18 protein-coding genes and 1 other annotated feature (1 of these 19 running past the window's edge) are annotated in these 18001 nt (G+C 36.8%); of the genes, 7 read left to right on the top strand and 11 right to left on the bottom strand.

Annotation, left to right across the window (positions count from 1 at the left end):
• Positions 1–99, top strand: a binding site (T-box leader) (it extends 147 nt beyond the left edge of the window).
• An 81-nt stretch (positions 100–180) separates the two neighbouring features.
• Both serA and SNE38_RS01915 read left to right on the top strand, forming a co-directional pair.
• Positions 181–1803 (top strand): phosphoglycerate dehydrogenase, encoded by a 1623-nt coding sequence (serA, locus tag SNE38_RS01910; RefSeq protein ID WP_336045771.1) that lies wholly within the window; start codon positions 181–183, stop codon positions 1801–1803.
• A gap of 326 nt (positions 1804–2129) precedes the next feature.
• Entirely contained in the window at positions 2130–3365 is a 1236-nt protein-coding gene (locus SNE38_RS01915) for a polysaccharide deacetylase family protein (protein ID WP_336045772.1), read from the top strand.
• A 97-nt stretch (positions 3366–3462) separates the two neighbouring features.
• Here the strand turns inward: SNE38_RS01915 and SNE38_RS01920 are convergent, their stop codons facing one another.
• The 6 genes from SNE38_RS01920 to SNE38_RS01945 all read right to left on the bottom strand — a co-directional run bounded on the left by SNE38_RS01920 (position 3463) and on the right by SNE38_RS01945 (position 8618).
• The gene (locus SNE38_RS01920; RefSeq protein ID WP_336045773.1) at positions 3463–3837 is read right to left on the bottom strand and encodes a DNA polymerase III subunit delta; all 375 of its coding nucleotides are present in this window, start codon (positions 3835–3837) and stop codon (positions 3463–3465) included.
• Between the two features lie 111 nt (positions 3838–3948).
• Positions 3949–4737 carry an HAD family hydrolase gene (locus SNE38_RS01925; protein ID WP_191704440.1) on the bottom strand — a complete coding sequence of 263 codons (789 nt, stop codon included), beginning with the start codon at positions 4735–4737 and terminating at the stop codon, positions 3949–3951.
• A gap of 115 nt (positions 4738–4852) precedes the next feature.
• Positions 4853–5101, bottom strand: coding sequence for a DUF3006 domain-containing protein (locus tag SNE38_RS01930; protein ID WP_191704441.1), 249 nt, complete (start codon positions 5099–5101; stop codon positions 4853–4855).
• A gap of 320 nt (positions 5102–5421) precedes the next feature.
• Positions 5422–6924, bottom strand: coding sequence for a coproporphyrinogen III oxidase (locus SNE38_RS01935; protein WP_191704442.1), 1503 nt, complete (start codon positions 6922–6924; stop codon positions 5422–5424).
• 181 nt (positions 6925–7105) lie between these two features.
• A complete protein-coding gene (locus SNE38_RS01940; RefSeq protein WP_191699470.1) occupies positions 7106–7450 on the bottom strand; it encodes a YlbF family regulator in 345 nt (114 codons plus the stop codon).
• A gap of 22 nt (positions 7451–7472) precedes the next feature.
• Positions 7473–8618, bottom strand: coding sequence for a DUF445 family protein (locus SNE38_RS01945; RefSeq protein ID WP_336045774.1), 1146 nt, complete (start codon positions 8616–8618; stop codon positions 7473–7475).
• A 107-nt stretch (positions 8619–8725) separates the two neighbouring features.
• Between SNE38_RS01945 and SNE38_RS01950 the strand changes: the two genes are divergently transcribed.
• Complete coding sequence (locus tag SNE38_RS01950) at positions 8726–8935, top strand: YheE family protein (protein WP_191704444.1); 210 nt, start codon at positions 8726–8728, stop codon at positions 8933–8935.
• A 428-nt stretch (positions 8936–9363) separates the two neighbouring features.
• Positions 9364–10671, top strand: coding sequence for a hemolysin family protein (locus tag SNE38_RS01955; RefSeq protein ID WP_191704449.1), 1308 nt, complete (start codon positions 9364–9366; stop codon positions 10669–10671).
• 65 nt (positions 10672–10736) lie between these two features.
• Here the strand turns inward: SNE38_RS01955 and SNE38_RS01960 are convergent, their stop codons facing one another.
• The 5 genes from SNE38_RS01960 to SNE38_RS01980 form a co-directional block, all read right to left on the bottom strand.
• Positions 10737–11381, bottom strand: coding sequence for a response regulator (locus tag SNE38_RS01960; protein WP_191704445.1), 645 nt, complete (start codon positions 11379–11381; stop codon positions 10737–10739).
• A gap of 10 nt (positions 11382–11391) precedes the next feature.
• A complete protein-coding gene (locus SNE38_RS01965; protein WP_336045775.1) occupies positions 11392–12504 on the bottom strand; it encodes a GAF domain-containing sensor histidine kinase in 1113 nt (370 codons plus the stop codon).
• A 133-nt stretch (positions 12505–12637) separates the two neighbouring features.
• Entirely contained in the window at positions 12638–13918 is a 1281-nt protein-coding gene (locus tag SNE38_RS01970; protein ID WP_336045776.1) for a DUF4179 domain-containing protein, read from the bottom strand.
• Entirely contained in the window at positions 13918–14421 is a 504-nt protein-coding gene (locus SNE38_RS01975) for a sigma-70 family RNA polymerase sigma factor (protein WP_336045777.1), read from the bottom strand. The genes SNE38_RS01970 and SNE38_RS01975 overlap by 1 nt, the downstream gene beginning before the upstream one ends.
• Positions 14422–14523: 102 nt before the next feature.
• A complete protein-coding gene (locus tag SNE38_RS01980) occupies positions 14524–16065 on the bottom strand; it encodes a carbon-nitrogen hydrolase family protein (protein WP_191705499.1) in 1542 nt (513 codons plus the stop codon).
• Between the two features lie 127 nt (positions 16066–16192).
• Here SNE38_RS01980 and SNE38_RS01985 point away from each other — a divergent pair, with 127 nt between their 5' ends.
• Genes SNE38_RS01985 through SNE38_RS01995 form a run of 3 tightly spaced genes read left to right on the top strand, consistent with a single transcriptional unit; the run spans position 16193 to position 17982 of the window.
• Positions 16193–16618 carry a disulfide formation protein C gene (locus tag SNE38_RS01985; RefSeq protein ID WP_336045778.1) on the top strand — a complete coding sequence of 142 codons (426 nt, stop codon included), beginning with the start codon at positions 16193–16195 and terminating at the stop codon, positions 16616–16618.
• Between the two features lies 1 nt (position 16619).
• Entirely contained in the window at positions 16620–17090 is a 471-nt protein-coding gene (locus SNE38_RS01990; RefSeq protein ID WP_336045779.1) for a thioredoxin family protein, read from the top strand.
• 58 nt (positions 17091–17148) lie between these two features.
• On the top strand, positions 17149–17982 hold the full coding sequence (locus SNE38_RS01995) for an RluA family pseudouridine synthase (protein ID WP_336045780.1): 834 nt from the start codon (positions 17149–17151) through the stop codon (positions 17980–17982).
• The last annotated feature ends 19 nt before the right edge of the window (positions 17983–18001 follow it).

Genomic DNA, 18001 nt, shown 5'->3' on the forward strand with positions numbered 1-18001 from the left:
ACGCATATGGATAAGGTTGTACATATATTTTCCGAAATATTATGGCAACGAATAAGGGTGGTACCGCGATTTGTTTAATGAATGCCTTTCGCCCCTTACGTTACACGTAAGGGACGGAAGGCTTTTTTTTGTTGAATCAATTCAGTAAATTAATAAAGAAATTAGAGGAGAGATTTTATTATGACAACAGAAGTAATCGAACAAGATACAAAAACAATTAATGTATTTATTGCAGATCCGCTAAGTGATGACGGTATTTTCCCATTACGCCAAGAAACAGAACTAGATTTGAATATTATTGTTGATACAGGTTTAGCACCTGAGGAATTAATGAAAAAAATAGTAGATGTTGACGTATTGCTTGTTCGTTCTCAAACTACTGTTACACGCGAAGTAATTGAAAAAGCGAAAAACTTAAAGCTTATTGGTCGTGCTGGTGTAGGTGTTGACAACATTGATTTAAATGCAGCAACTGAACATGGAATTATCGTTGTAAATGCCCCAGATGGTAATACAAACTCTGCTGCTGAACATACAATCGCAATGATGACGTCACTTGCACGTTTTATTCCACAAGCGTTCAACACATTAAAAAATGGAAAATGGGATCGTAAATCATACGTAGGTGTAGAGCTTAAAAACAAGACACTTGGTGTTATCGGTATGGGACGTATCGGGGCAGAAGTAGCCTACCGTGCTAAAGGCCAACGCATGAACGTTATCGCATATGATCCATTCTTAACGGAAGACCGTGCAAAAGAATTGGGTATAACAAAGGGTACTGTGGATGAAGTATGTGCTGCAGCTGATTTTGTAACAGTTCATACGCCGTTATTACCAGAAACACGTAATATCATTAACAAGGAACGTTTTGCAATCATGAAAGACGGTGTTCGCATTATCAACTGTGCGCGCGGCGGCATTATTAACGAAGATGATTTATACGATGCTATTGTCGAAGGTAAAGTAGCTGGTGCTGCACTGGACGTATTTGTTCAGGAACCGGCAACAGATCATAAGCTATTAACATTGCCACAAGTCATTGCTACACCTCACCTAGGTGCATCTACAGTAGAAGCACAAGAGTCAGTTGCAGTTGACGTATCTAACGACATTATTAAGTTCTTTAAAACAGGTACAGTTACAAACCCTGTAAATATGCCATCTATTCCAAAAGAAAAGCTTGCAGAAGTTGAGCCATTCTTTGCATTAGCAGAAAAGCTTGGAAAGTTTTTAATTCAAGTAACAGAAGAAAGTATTCAGCAATTAAATATTTCTTACGCTGGTGAAGTGGCAAACTTTGATGTTCGCCCATTAACGGCAAATGCTATTAAAGGACTGCTTTCTACAAACCACGGCTCTCACGTGAATGATGTCAATGCACGTTATTTAGCTGAACGTATCGGCATTCAAATAAATGAACATAAAACAACAACAGCAAAAGGTTTTACAAACTTAATTACAGTTGAAATCGTTACTGAAACTGAAACACATACAGTAGCAGGAACTTTATTAAATGGTCTAGGTGCCCGCATTGTAAAAGTTGAAGGATTTGTAGTAGACGTTATTCCAAACGGAAATCTTCTTTATATTAAAAACCAGGACAAACCAGGTTCAATCGGCCGGGTTGCTACTAAATTAGCTGAAAAGAACATCAACATTGCAACGATGCAAGTAGGACGCGATCAAATTGGCGGGTCTGCTGTAATGATGCTTGTCGTTGACAATGAAGTGACTACAGAAGATTTAGTATTCGTAGCACAACTTGAAAACATTGATGAAGTAAAAGCTATTTCTCTTTAAACTTAACTACGGGGCTTTGTTAAAGTAAACATTACCTTTAACAAAGCCTTTCTTCGTATTAAGTATCTTGCCTATGAAATGATCGCAAGGGGTTGCCCCAAAATAGCTTCCCGGATAGCCCCTTTTTTGTTTTCATAATTTTATTTACAATACATATGTTTAAATGTAATGGTATTTCTTTGTTTTTAGTCAGTACAAATTAATTTAAAGGTTTAGAGAAAGTGAATTAATCTACACTATTTTCTCCTTTCTACTTTCACTTTACTCGCGCATTTTTATATTACTAAAGGGGAATTAAGTTGAAAAAAGTATTCAAATTTTATTTTATGATTTTTTGTTTAATTGGAGTTTTTACAATAAATATCGAAAGTACTTCTGCTGCTCCTTCAGCCACAATTAAACTAACAACGAAAGAAACCGAAGTATTAGAAGAAAATCTGCAAGAAAAAATTATTACCTTATCAAAGGCTACCCCTATTATCGTATTATCTGAAACTGAAGGATGGACGAAAATTCAATACAAAACGGTAATCGGCTTTATAAAAAGTGAATACTTAAAATCGGTTTCTCCCCAATACATGCTCGTTAAATCCCAAAATGAACCCCTTGTTCGCGTAACGAATAAACAACACATCGGGTCTATCGGAAAACTTTATTTAAATAGTATTGTTGAGCTTTATGGATCTGACTCTACCGACTTTGTATTCATAAAGTACGGTGGCCTGGCAGGGTACGTAAATAAGCATGCTCTCATAAAGCCTACAGGAAAAAAGATGACGGTAAAAGCTTCTAAAGGTTTAGTAGTCCGGTCTATCGCTAGCGCCTCGAGTGATGAAATAGGGACTTTACGTAAAAACAGTAATGTAATGATGTATACTAACATAAAAGGCTGGGCATTTGTCACATCTGATGGTCTATCCGGCTATGTCCCTTTGAGTGGACTAACAACTCCTACTCCAAAAGCTGTACCTAAAAATCCTTCCAAACCTAAATCGATACAACCTGTAAGTGAAAAAAGAATAGCATTAACATTTGATGATGGTCCTCATCCGAAAGTGACGAGGCAAATATTAAAGACACTGGAAAAATATGAAGCAAAAGCTACATTTTTTGTCATCGGCCAAGAAGTGAAGAAGTACCCTGAAATTATGAAGGAAGTATATGACGCAGGCCATGAAATTGGCAATCATACATACAATCATGAAAAGCTGACAACATTGTCTCAAAAAGAAGTGAAACACCAAATTCAATCAACGGATGAAATTATTAAATCCGTAATTGGTAAAAATGCAACGGTTTTTCGACCACCTTATGGGAGCTATGATGAAACAATTATAAAGCAGTTAAAAGTACCAAGCGTGATGTGGACTATTGATACACTGGATTGGAAACACCGCGATCCGGAAAAAACGGCGCTTGCTATAGAGGAACAGGTGAACAACGGTAGCATTATATTAATGCACGATATTCACCAAGCAACTGCAGATGCTTTAGAAACAATACTTGAAGAGTTACAAAAGCAAGGCTATACATTTGTAACAGTTTCAGAATTACTAAAGTAATGATCTGAACTGTTCATAAAAATTGACCAAACAAAAAGCATCGCAAACTATTAAAAACTTTGCGATGCTTTTTATTGTGTTTTCTATACTGTTTATTTTAATTGAACGATTTTAAATGTAGGAAGGTCAATTGCTTATTCATAGGTATTGACTCGATTTCTTGAAATGTAATAGAAGAGTAGCCATTGCCTTGTGTCACAGCGAATGCTGCAATTACAACTAAAAACAACATACCCACTGCAATAAAAGCCGATAAAACCCTGTGTGCCTTTTGCATCTCAATATTGGAATGCTGTCTCTTTTTATTGCGTATGAGTTGGAAGAAGCGGTCTTCGTTATTAGGTAAAGTAAGTACATGTTCGCAAGCTAAACAAAGATGTGCCGTATGATGATTTAATGTCACCCTATTCAATTGGATAAATTCATTTGTACGGTTACAGTTTTCACAGCGATATGTATTAATATTTCCCATAGGAAGAACCTCTTTCTTTAGTTTTTTATTAATATGATAACATAAATATTCAGAAAATTCATTTTATAAACGAAATAAAAACGCACCGAATGAACAGTGCGTTTTGAAAATTTATATTGTTTTTAATAACTGTAAAAACTCAGTTAATGATGTAACTTCAAAAGTTGGCACTACATCGGGATTTTTTGGTTTGTTTTCACGGTTAATCCAAACGTTCCGTATGCCGACACGAGATGAACCTAAAATATCAGTCATTAAGTTATCACCAACCATAATGGCTTCATCTTTTGTCAAACTTGCTTTGTCCATAACAAATTCGAAAATAGAAGCATCTGGCTTACCTTTACCAAAATCCCCTGAAATAATGATATGGTCAAAATAAGGGACAATTTCAGGTGTAATCTCCAGCTTTAAATTTTGTAGGCTTGGTGCCCCATTTGTAAGTAAAATTAGCTCGTATTTCCCTTTTAATTGATCTAACACCTCAAAAGTATCTTCATAGAAAAACGGGGCTTTTTTACGTTCTTCAACAAAACGCTCTCCCAGTTCCGCGCCTAGCTCAGCATCTTCAATCCCTACTGCCGCTAAACCGTTTGTCCAAGCTTGGGCACGATATGCAGGCACAATTTCCTTCATCTGTTGAAATTGTGGTGTAGGGTCATCAAATGTCCCCCAAAGCCCCTCAAATGGGTTTATTCCGATTAAGACAGTGTAGTCGTATGTAGGATAGCTTTCATACAATCCACGTGCCGCTACTTTGACCGCCTCTTCCAATTCACGAGAGTTTACATTTTTTATAGTCGCTGCATAGTCACACGTTTTTTCAAATGCCGTTTTTACAGATTTTTGATCAAATAATAAAGTATCATCTAAATCGAATATAATTGTTTTGATTGCCATTGTTATGCTCCTAAAATTAATATATGTACCCATATATTCTACCATATAGAAGCATGTAGTTTCCGATACTTTTTGATTTTTCTAACTTTTTAAAACAACCGTTTATGTGCCTCAATTATTCGTGCTTACTCCTTAGTTGCTCTAATAAATTATTCACTCGCTGTTTTTGGTCAGCTGTTTCTTCAGGTAATAATTTAATCGTGTACGCAAAGCCATCATCTTGAATGTTTACAATATCGCCTTCTTTCACCTCTATTGAAATTTCATCACGGTGGATCAGAAGTTGTTCCATTTCTTCAGGGCGTTTTAAAAAAATTGCATAATCGCCATCAAATCGATCTAGCGTATATTTATCGTAATTCACTTACAATCTCCCCTTTCGCTCAATTATTAATTTCGCATTGCTTTCAAAAAATATTAGCTACCAGCTGTAATGTGACTGTTTAAAATCACAAAAGTTTCTTCATACGCATCTTTACTTACAAGCTGACTTAGTCATTGCTATTGCTAGTGTATTTGGCAATGAGATTCAACTCGTTGCCCCCAGTACACTACTGTGCATCTATTTCATATGTTACCCCATCTAGTGTGATGACAATCGTTCCTGCTTCTCCACTCGGTAAAAAACAACAAATAGCACATGCCTCAAGAAAGTGGCTGTGCTATTTGTAATGGTCCTAGATATTAAGAATATAGCTCATCTAAAATTGCTATTTTCTTTGCAATAGACTCTTCAAATGTCAGAATGTATGCGGCAGGATCTTTCGGATTGTGGAACTGTGTAATCTTGCCGGTAGTTGGATGCACAAACTTCGAGGATGCTCCACAGCCAATACCTAAAATTGTTTGCACTTCTTCCATTATGACGATGTTGTATATAGATTCTTCTTTCGGTTTACAATAGCCGACATTTTCTAAATTACCTAGAATATTTTTCTGGCGGTATAAATAATAAGGAACATAGCCATTTTCAGCTGTCCAATCGGTTGCCATCTGCATCATTTCCCCAACTGTCTCACGGTCGGCAACTTTATACTTATCCTTATTTCGAGTCATTTCAGATGCACGTTTAAAGCTCAGTGTATGAACAGTTAAGCTTTCAGGTTGCATTTTGGCAGATTCCGCTAATGAGTTCTGAAATTCTTCAATTCCTTCATTTGGCAAGCCAATAATTAAATCCATATTAATATTGTTCATACCAGAATTGCGTGACAGCCAAAACTTCTCTACTGTTTCTTCAACAGTATGATGGCGGCCAATCGCTTTTAATGTTTCCTGCGTATAGCTTTGCGGGTTAACGGAAATACGGTCAATGCCCCATTTTTTCAGCACTTCGATTTTTTCCGGCGTAATTGTATCCGGGCGTCCTGCCTCTACTGTTATTTCTCGGATAGACTCAGGATTTGGGAATGCATCAAACATTGTTTGATATAATGCATCCATTTCATGCGCCTCAATAGAAGTTGGTGTGCCCCCGCCCCAGTAAATCGAAGTAATGCGCATATTTTTTTCTGTCAGCCATTTCCCCATTTCACGTAGCTCAATGTGAAGGCCATCGATAAATTTCTCTACGCGGCCTGCCTTACGATTTGATTGGATCGCATAGGCCGGGAATGTACAATAAGCACACATTGTCGGACAAAACGGGACCCCAATATAAATTGAAATTTCCTTTCCAAGCTCATCCAAATCAGGAATAATCGTAAGTTGTCGCTCGACAATCGCTTTCATTAACGATATCTTTTGATCTGAAATTCGGTAATCCTCTTTTAATACCGCGGCAATTTGCTCATCGTTCATACCGGCTTTACGATATTTATGATAAAGCTTTGTTGGACGTACTCCTGTCAGTATCCCCCATTGCTGTACCATACCTGAATATTGTTCAAGTACATCAAGCATGACATGTGACAATGCACGTTTCATTCGGATATTTTGCTCTTTCTCTGTGCCTTCTGTCGTATACTGAATGGAATAATCACTCGTGTATTCTTGACCATCCACTAATAGTTTGGCATAAGTGGAAATCATAAAATTTTCATCGATTGCCTTGTTAAATTCAATCGACATATCCGAACCGTCCTGCTCAATTTGAATAACGGAGTCTTCGTAAAATAAATTTGCTATATGATTAAGAACACGAGTCCAATCTTCTTTAAACTGCTCATTTATATGAATTGTTTTCATATCATTTCTCTACCTTCTTAATTTTAAATAATAAAAATCTATCTCATTGTAACAAAAAAACCACTATAAAAGAAAAATGAAATATTACATATATTATTCGATGCTTTTTATTAAACAAGCTTTCTCGTGACAATTGCAAAGTTAAAAAGAGGCGCACAACAAATTGTGCACCCCTTCCTTTTTATAATCCATCGTATAATGATTGGATTGGCTGTGTAATAATGCGATTAATTTCTTGAATCACAGCACTTAACGCCATTTCAGCTTCTAACATTTCTAAAATTTTTACATTTTGTTGAGCTAGTTGCGCTGTTTTCTGTAAAAAAACATATTCTTCTTCAGTAATCTCTTCACCAGCATTTTGTTTATCTTGCATCTTCAATTGAACATCACGGAAGTTTGTAAACAATACCTTTGCCTCTTCATCTTCACGTACTGTCTCTACTGCCTTTTGTAAATTTTGAAACTCATCTGTCTTGCGGAATGTTGCTTCCAGTTTATTAATATCTTCATAAATATTGATCATGTAATAATCCTACTTTCTAATTTTAGTTCGTCATAAAGACGATTAACGCTTGAATGATCCCGACAAGACCACCTATAATACCGCCCAGCCATGTAATTAATTTTAACTCTTTACTAATAATACCTAGTACGAGCTCTTCTAATTTGGCAATCGGGAATGAATCTACTTGCTCACGTACAACTCCAGCTAAATTTAGACGCTTTAATACGTCTTCGATTTTTGCTTCAGCAGATAAAAATGCTTTATCCATTATTTTCGGGAGTAAATCATTAGTAGCCCACTCTTTCCCTTTTGGCCAATAGTCATTAATTGTTTTATCCAGGCGTGCTTCCAATGCAAGTGCATTTCTTGCATAGCTTTGGACATTAGCTTCAATCGTATCAAAATTTACATCATTCATAAAGTCCATTGCTGGGCGATTTTTAATTTTTTCCCATTCTGCTATGAAAATTCGGTGTAAAAGTGAAGCTGTTCCAGGCGCCTGTAGAAATTTTATGAGTTCACGTTGCACTTTATCAACCAATGATGATGAATCTCCTAAAAACATCTGTATCATCCCGCCAAATGACCCTTTCGTCGATAAGAAATCATCCAGCATATTTTTGATTGTCATCGTACCTTCTGGTGACGAGAAGTAATCTTCACCCTTCTTCAAAATCTGTATGACTGCTTCATCAATTTTCCGGTCCAATACTGGCTCCAAATCATTAGGCAATAATTCTCGAATTGACTTCGTAGATAATGTATTTTTCACTGACATAAATTGAGTATGAATAATGTCGTTAACTTTTCCTTCAATTGATTGTGGTAATTGTGTAAAACCAGCTAAACGAATCCAATCATTAATTGTTTTTTCGTTTGTAAATACTTCTTGTGCTACTTTATTCTGTGCGTAGGTTAAAACATTTGTGCGAATTTCCTCGGATAAAAATTTCTTTTTAATCGTTTCAGGTGTCAGTAAATACTCTGAAACTGTTTTTCCTAGCTGAATCGCCAAATCTTCCCGACGTTTTGGAATTAATCCCGGCGTCAATGGCAGCTTCCACTTTTTAAAGTATAGTGGCTTGTACGGTCTAAATAACATCTTAATCGCCATATAGTTTGTCGCTGCACCAACGGCAGCCCCTACAACACCTAGCAGGAATAATAGCGAAATAAATTCTCCCATTTTGCTCACTCTTTCTTCATCATGTGTATGTTCTATTATTAATTTTTTAAAAGATAAATTGCAACAATGTACTACTTTCTGTACGATTAAATAGGGAGGGAAGTTTCATGATTCAACATTTTAGCTATAAGCCCCTATTTGAAAACAGTCAAATTCCGGGCTGGTCAATTAGTTTCTTCTTTGAGCAGAAACGTTATGCAGCAGAGTATTATAAAGATGGCAGTATTCAATTTATTGGTGAAAGTCCGTCAGAAGAACAAAGGGAAAAAATCGAAAAAATGATACATGAATTAATGCTTTTCCATGTATATGAATAAAAAATAAAGTGGGAGCATCCGAGAAAAAATCTCGGATGCTCCCACCTTTATGCGCTTTCGAGCTAATAATAATTTTGCAGCTGGCTGCAGGTATATGTATTTGCTGGCTATTTTTTAATAATAATACCCGCCTACTAAATTATCATTATCTACAATTTCACATTAGCATATATTAACTAAAATTTCAATTTTCTATAAATTTAAATACATATTAATAAAATTATAAGGATACTTCAATTTCTGCAGTAATTAAAATCAAATTTTTTCCTCTAATTTCAAATTGAAAAATTGTTTTTTTTACTCAAATATTTTATGATTATATTATTAAAATTTTTTTAGGAGGTGTACTCTTTATTTGCCACGCTCATTTGCGCCGCGAATAGGGAATATAGTTGGACGTAGACATAGGAATCGAACTAACCATTAGGTTGATAGCATTTGCTATCTTAATTGCCGCTACGGCATTTTTCGTTGCAACTGAGTTTGCAATAGTTAAAGTAAGGACAACAAAAATTGATCAGCTCGTTGCAGAAGGTAATAAATCTGCAATACGGGCAAAAAAGGTAATTTCAAACCTTGATGAGTATCTATCTGCCTGTCAGCTAGGAATTACAATTACTGCACTAGGACTTGGGTGGCTTGGAGAACCAACATTCGAAATTCTTCTTCATCCATTATTCGAGTTCTTTGGCTTAAGTGGTAGTATCACATCTGTTCTTTCATTTATTGTTGCATTCTCACTCGTTACGTTTTTACATGTTGTCGTAGGGGAATTAGCACCAAAAACTCTCGCAATTCAAAAAGCAGAAGCCGTAACATTAAAGCTATCTGGAGTATTAATTTTATTCCATAATATTATGTACCCTTTTATACGTGCTTTAAACGGATCAGCACGTGCATTAACTGGACTTTTTGGCTTGAAAATGATTTCTGAATCTGAAGAAGCGCACTCTGAAGAAGAGCTTCGCATGATTTTATCAGACAGCTTTAAGGGTGGGGAAATTAACCATTCTGAATATGAATACGTTAACAGTATTTTTGAGTTTTCTGATCGCATTGCGAAGGAGATAATGGTACCTCGAACTGAAATAATCAGTATCGAAAAAGGTCAAACAATTCGCGAAGTATTTGAAGTAATGGGTATTGAGCAATATACACGCTACCCAATTACAGACGGTGACAAAGACCATGTCATTGGCCTTGTCAATATGAAGCATTTATTAACAGCTTACATTAAAGACCCTGCAAACGGAGATAAACTTGTTGAAGAATATATGCAACCCGTTATTCGTGTAATTGAAACGATTCCAATTAGTGATTTATTATTAAAGATTCAAAATGAACGTATTCACCTAGCCATTTTAATGGATGAATACGGTGGTACATCCGGTTTAGTTACAATTGAAGATATTATCGAAGAAATTATTGGTGATATTCAAGATGAGTTCGATGAAGATGAAATTCCTGAAATCCAGGAAATCGCAGAAAATCATTACATTTTTGATGCTAAAATGTTATTGCAAGATATGAATGATATTTTAGGGACATCAATTGAAGATGACGATATCGATACAATCGGCGGCTGGTTTATGACACAGCGTTTTGATATGCAAGTAGGCGATACAATCGAAGAACAAGGCTACCAATTCAAAGTTACCGAATTGGACGGACACCACATCTTATACTTAGAAGTAACTAAGCTTCCCGATTCTGAAGCAATAGACGAAGAAGTATAATTCAAAAAGAACGCACCTTTTTATCGTTAAAAGGTTGCGTTCTTTTTAATTTGTAAACTTAACCATCATTCGTTTGTTTCCGTTAAATTATGCTTTACAGCGTAAAGAGCTGCCTGTGTACGATCCTGAACTTGAAGCTTCGTAAAAATATTGGAAATATGCGTTTTCACGGTTTTTTCTGTTACATAAAGTGATGAAGCGATCTCTCTGTTGCTTTTCCCTTTTGTCAATTCAGCAAGTACATCCTTTTCTCTTGGTGTAAGAGGATTTAAAATATGAGGCTTATTTTCGTCTTCTCGAAGCCCTTCCTCTAACTGAGATGTAGCTTCCGGATGAATTGTATTTTCGCCGCGCATAATTTGACGAATCGACTCTACTAAATCATCCGGCTCAATATCCTTTAATTGATAGCCTGATGCACCAGCTTCCATAGCAGGCAGCACATGATCCTTATCCGAAAAACTTGTGAGCATTAGCACCTTCGTATCCGGCCACTTACTTTTTATTTTTTTTGTCGCTTGAATACCATCCATTTCAGGCATGACCAAATCCATAAGTACGATATGCGGTGCAAATTTTTCTACCAGCTCAATCGCTTCTAAACCGTTTTTAGCTTCTCCTACAACTTCAATGTCTTTTTGTGTTTTTAAAAAGAATAATAACCCTCGGCGTACAACATGATGATCATCTGCAATTAATACGCGTATCATTGAACTCCCCCTAGTATGGTAAACGAATTAATAACTCTGTCCCTTTTCCAATCTCACTTACCCAATCTGCCGTTCCCCCTACTGCATGTACCCGGTCAACGATTGATTGTAATCCAATTGATGGTATATGGCGATGTGCCTCTATATTAAAGCCTTGCCCCTCATCTTTAACAACGAGCAATACATCCGTAGCTGTTACACTAATATAAATTTCTGCATGTGTTACCCCAGCATGTTTACGCACATTATTTAAAGCCTCTTGCGCAATTCTAAAAAGGGTTTCTTCTATTCTTGAAGGAAATTGGATAACACCTGAAACATTGACTGCCAATTTCAAATTCAGCATTTCAGCATATACTTTTATCGCTTCAATGAGTCCACTTTCCAATCCTTTTGGACGCAATTGCCATATAAGTGCACGCATTTCAGTCAGGGCTTCCTGTGTAAGCTGCTGGATATCTTTAAACGTTTCTTTTATGTCCTGGTGCTCGCTCATTTCAATACCTGCTCTTGCAGTTAAAGTCACCGAAAAGAGCAACTGATTAACAGAGTCATGTAAATCCCGAGCCAAGCGGTTTCGCTCCTGCACAAGGGCAATTTCCTGCTGCTCATTTGTTAAATAGATGCGCTTTATCGCAGAGCCCATTTGAAATGCGACCGATTCCAGTAAGTCCAGATCCTCATCGCTAAAGCGTACTGTATTTCTCGATGCAACATTTAGTAATCCAAAACGTTCCTGACCGGATTGCAATGGTACCGTGGCATGATGTGTAATGTCGCTATGCTCGCCAACATTCGCTTCTATCGCGCTTTCAATTCGTTGGCACTCAATAATATTCGAAGCTTTTTTCAGTTCCTCATTGCGGAAGCGTGACACACACCAGCATCCACCGCGCTTTAAATGCTGACAATCATTATAGCTAAGCGCATCCGGTAAGTTTTGCTTCACTACAAGCTCCGACTTCCCCTTCTTATCGATAAAGAAAATCCAACCCGTTTCGAAATTTGTCCCGCTTAGAAATTTAGAAAGTGCCCCATTTAACATTGGAATCATTTCGGTCTCTTCATTTAATAACTCTGCAATTTCTTTTAAAATCGCAATATTCGAATGGTCTTTTGTCATATTGGCTCTTCCTTTGCAACATTCACTTTTCTCTATCATACCATTTCATTTAATCAGTTCGCACCGCTACACACCTCATACTTTTGAATGAAAAAAGTGTCCCCTAATTAAACGGGACACTTTTACTCACTAGTTACTTTTGCATAGGGATTTTAATTTCCGCTGTTCCATCTAAATAAGAAGGATAACTATAAAAATAAATTTTAACGGGATTTGTGTATTTTCCAATATCATAGCTAACAGTGACTTCGTGATAATTTCCATTCATTCCCGACACGGATGAATTCCTTACACCTAATTCTTTCCCTGTGGCATCAATTGCAGTACCTAATAGTTGACGGTAATGTTTCATGTTTGCTGGCTTATATTGTACTCTCAACTGTTTTGGATACACTTCAACCTTTGATAAATCAATAAAATCAGGAGCAAAAATTACTTCTTGCTTCTCAAAATTAACTTCCATATAATCCTGCCCTTTTGGTAAAGCTTCCACTTCAGAAATTTTTAATGTCAGTGACTTAGGCTCTCTAAAATAATTACTTTGTAAATAATGGGTCATTACATTTTCATCCGTTGCCCCATGACCCGTAACGCCATTCGAAACTTCACTCCAAATTTCATTATTTTCGTCCAACAGTTCAATTGAATTAAAGCTTAATATACGTTTGTCGTTTGTCGGATCAACCGCTATTTGAATCCCTACACGTAGTGGTGAAATGTGGACTTCTTTTACAGTAAAACGCTGCCCTTCTATTTCCAACTGTTCATTAACTGCATAAACTTTCGTTTGCTTAATTTCATTTTTCAATTCAAAAGGAACACGCAGCGTTTCATCATTTAACATGAATTGCACTTCGAAATTCCGTTCACTATAATCCATGCCTTCGCTTGAAACAACTTCAATCGAACTCGCAAATTCATATGTTTCCTCATCCATAAATGTACTAAATCCCACACCTGCTTTTACTGGTTCTCCGTTTTGAAGTACGCTTAAACTAATTTTTTTATATTTACTCAAATCCTGTTCACTGCTTAACCGATACATAATGTACATACCTGTTTCATCTGCTATAACCTCTTCAATTACTGCCTTGACCCCATTTAGTTCAGCTGAAGCGTAAATTTTCTCATTATACCCTTGCTCAAGCACATCCTCAATTCCTTTATTGTGTGTGATTAGCTCTACAATCGTTTCTAATCCCGGCACTTTCGATACGGCATATGCAATTGTCGGTGAAAAACGAATGGATAAAATAAAAAGACAGATGACTGTAGCTGAGATAATGGTAGCTGTCCACCTCTTCTGCCTTTTTTGTTCCACTCTTTTTATCGTGATTGCATGCGCCCTCGCAGCTGCTAATGCTTCATTAGGCGTGTCGAGCTTATTTAAATATCTCTTTAGCTTATCATCCATTATCGTTCACCTCTTTCTATTAAAATCCCTCGAAGTTTTCTAAGCGTATGGTGCAAACGAGATTTAATCGTTCCTTCTGATACTTGTTGAATTCGAGCGATGTCTTTCATTTTTAAATCTTTAAAAAATCTTAAATATATAAGTTCTTGCTGTTCAATCGGCAGCTCCGCTATAACATCCGCAAGCTCTAAAGGATGGACCTCTTCATTCGGTATTTCTATTTCTTCCTTCAAATCATAACGAGCTTGCTTCTTTTTCATATCAAGACAAATATTAATCAAAATACGAATAAGCCATGTCTGCAAATATTCTGGTTGTTTGACTGTATGTATTTTTTTTAGGCAACGGTATGTCATTTCCTGAATCGCATCGACTGCATCATATTCATTTTTCAAATATGCAAAAGCTATTTTATAAAATCCGTCTTCATAACTCTCTAACATTTCAACAATTGCTCGTTCGTTTCCAGCAATCGCACTTTTTATAAGTTGCTGCTCATCCATGAAAGACACCTCCCTACTTATTAGACCTTTGTAACATACGTTTCGTTCAGTCCAAATAAAAAAATTCTGCTATCTTTTACAATAGCAGAATTCCCCTTAAATTTACTTTAAATATTCAACACGATATACGTCATGACGTCTGTCTTTTAAATGCTTTACTGTCCCATCTTGACGCTGGCGACGTAAAATTTCCAAGTCGACGTCTCCTATGAGAACCATTTCTAAGTTCGGGCTTGTTTCGCCTACAATGCCGTCTCGGGCAAATTCAAAATCGCTCGGTGCAAAAATGCCTGATTGTGCATATTGAATATCCATATTTTCTGTTTCAGGCAAGTTCCCCACTGTTCCAGAAATAACTGTATAAATTTGGTTTTCAATTGCACGCGCCTGAGCACAGTAACGTACGCGTAAATAGCCTTGGCGGTCTTCTGTACAGAACGGTGTGAAAATAATATTCGCGCCCATATCTGTTGCGATTCGGGCAAGTTCCGGAAACTCAATATCATAGCAAATTTGAATTGCAATCTTCCCGCAGTCGGTATCAAATACACGGACCTTATCGCCATTACTGATTCCCCACCATTTACGTTCATTTGGCGTAATGTGAATTTTATATTGTTTTTCAATCGTCCCGTCACGTCTGAATAAATAAGCGATATTGTAAATCTCCTCGTCTTCTTCCTCAACAAAATGAGAACCGCCAATGATATTCACATTGTAGCGAACCGCTAAACTTGTAAATAATTCAATGTATTCAGGTGTATACTTTGTCAGTTTACGGACCGCCTGCGATGGTGATTTTTCATTTAAAAAGCTCATTAATTGTGTTGTGAAAATTTCCGGGAATACGACAAAGTCTGAACCCGCATCAGAGCCTACATCAACAAAGTACTCACACTGTTTTGCAAAATCCTCAAAGGAATCAATCGCACGCATCATATATTGGACAACACAAATACGTACTGGATAGCTTGTTTTAAAGTGACGCTTGGAAAGCGGACGATAATCTACGTTATGCCATTCCAATAACGTTGCGTACTTTCCTGATGCAACATCATCTGTTAAATAATTCGGATTAATACGCATTAAAATAAAGCCATTCATCATTTGGAATGTCAGCACTGGATCATATATTTTATGGCGGCTTACCGCGTCTACATATTCACGTGGACTCATCTCATTCGAATGTACATGATAATTCGGAATACGCCCTCCAATAATAATAGACTTTAAATTGAGTGTACGAGCCAAGTCCTTCCGTGCCTCATAAAGTCTTTGCCCTACCTTCATACGGCGATATTCTGGATGCACCATTACTTCGATTCCATATAGATTATAACCATTTGGATCATGATTTGTGATAAAGCCGTTATCTGTAATATCGTTCCACGTATGGCGATCATCGTATTCATCAAAGTTTATACGTAAACTCGAGCATGAACCGATCACCTTTCCATCTAGCTCTGCAACAATTTGTCCTTCTGGGAAAATTGTTAAATGACTATATAAATGTGCCCGCTCCCACGGCTCCATACCTGGAAAAGATATGCGCTGAATTTCTAATATCGCATCTATATCCTCTACTGTCATATTTCGTATAATCATTGGTTTTTCAAATTTGGACATATCTAATGCATCTGTCATAATAACTCCCCCTCCATACATATATAGACTTTCCTTTTCATAGCACTCCATAAACGTAGTAATTTACTTTTTCTCGAATTCAAACTATAATCAATTGAGATTAAATTATGAATATAGAGGTAACAGTATGTCCAAAAAACTCGAAAATGCCTTGCTCGTCATTTGGGTAGTATCTTTAACAGCGACTCTTGGATCATTATATTTTTCAGAAATACGGGGCTATGAACCATGTACATTATGCTGGTATCAGCGCATCCTAATGTATCCAATTGTAATTATCGCAACCGTAGCATACATACAAAAGAATGCTAAAATCGCCATGACTACAGCCGTGTTTTCTACGATTGGAGCTGCAACATCATTATATCACTATGGGTTACAAAAATTGGACTTTTTGCAGGATACAGCCCCTGCTTGTGGACGCGTGCCATGTACAGGTCAGTATATTAATTGGCTTGGCTTTATTACGATTCCATTTTTAGCACTTACTGCTTTTATCATTATTGCAGCTGTTAGTTTTTATATGTTAAAAGTTTTAAAGGAGGAAAATTAGGATGAAGAAATTAGCGATTGTCGGTGCAGTAATAGTTTTATTATTTGCTGGAATCATTGTACTCACAAATATGAAGAATAGTGAAAAATTAGAGGACAATCCGTATGGCACGGATAATTTAAAACAATCTACAATCGATTTATTGGATGATGAAAATTATCAGGACATCATTTTACCAGATGCATTAGCAGAAAAAATTGAATCAGGTAAAGGCGTTGTCGGATATTTCTTCAGCCCTGAATGCTCGCATTGTAAAAATTACACACCGAAACTTATGCCTATTGCTGACGAGATGGATATTCAAGTGGATCAATTAAATATTCTTGAGTACACTAATGAATGGGATACTTATAATATTACAGCAACACCAACACTTATTTACTTCGAAAACGGTGAAGAAGTTGCCCGTTTAGAAGGTGACGCACCAGATGAAACAACGCGTCAATTCTTTAACGATATTGTGTTAAACTAATAAGGATTATAAAATCGTGTTCATTAAGAGCACGATTTTTCATTTGGAGGAATTTACAATGTTCACATATACAATAAATGAAGACGGCTTAACTGTAGAAGAGCTCTTACGCACGAAATGGCGTTTAGGAAAAAAGATTGTCCATGAATTACGAATGGCAAAAGCAGTAACATTAAATGGCGAACCATTACTATGGAAAGAACCTTTAGAGAAAGGGACGACAATTCATTTTGCTTTCGATATCCCTGCTTCCAATTATATCCCAACAGATAAATGTGAAGTGACTGTGCGCTATGAAGACGAGCATTGCTTAATCGTATCAAAGCCTAAAGGGATGGCTACTCATCCAAATGAGCCAATGGACAATGATACTTGTATGAATCATGTAATGCGCTATATTGTGGATCATGGGGGACATTACGCTGAGCATGTGCATCGTTTGGACCAAGGAACGAACGGCTTATTACTTGTTGCCAAACATCCGATAGCAAAGTCTATTTTTGATCGTATGATTGAAGAAAAAACAATCGTCCGTACGTATGCTGCTGAAGTTCAAGGAAACCTACGTACAGATAGTGGTACGATCAGAGCTGCAATTGGTAAAGACCGTCATCACAATACACGTAGAGTTGTAGCCCCGAATGGTCAATCTGCCGTTACACATTATGAAGTAGTAAATCGTTTTAAAGGGACATGTGTTGTTCATGTCGTTCTAGAAACAGGACGTACTCACCAAATTCGCGTGCACATGGCTCATTTAGGTCACCCTATAGTTGGCGATACAATGTATGGCGCACGAGAAACTGACTCAGGTGATTATGCATTACACGCCATCCAATTAGCATTCATACATCCATTTTTGAATGAGCAAATTATTGTAAAAGATAACTAAAAGATGCGTCCGTAAATAG

The sequence above is a fragment of the Solibacillus ferritrahens genome, from assembly GCF_037027585.1.
Lineage (GTDB): Bacteria > Bacillota > Bacilli > Bacillales_A > Planococcaceae > Solibacillus > Solibacillus ferritrahens.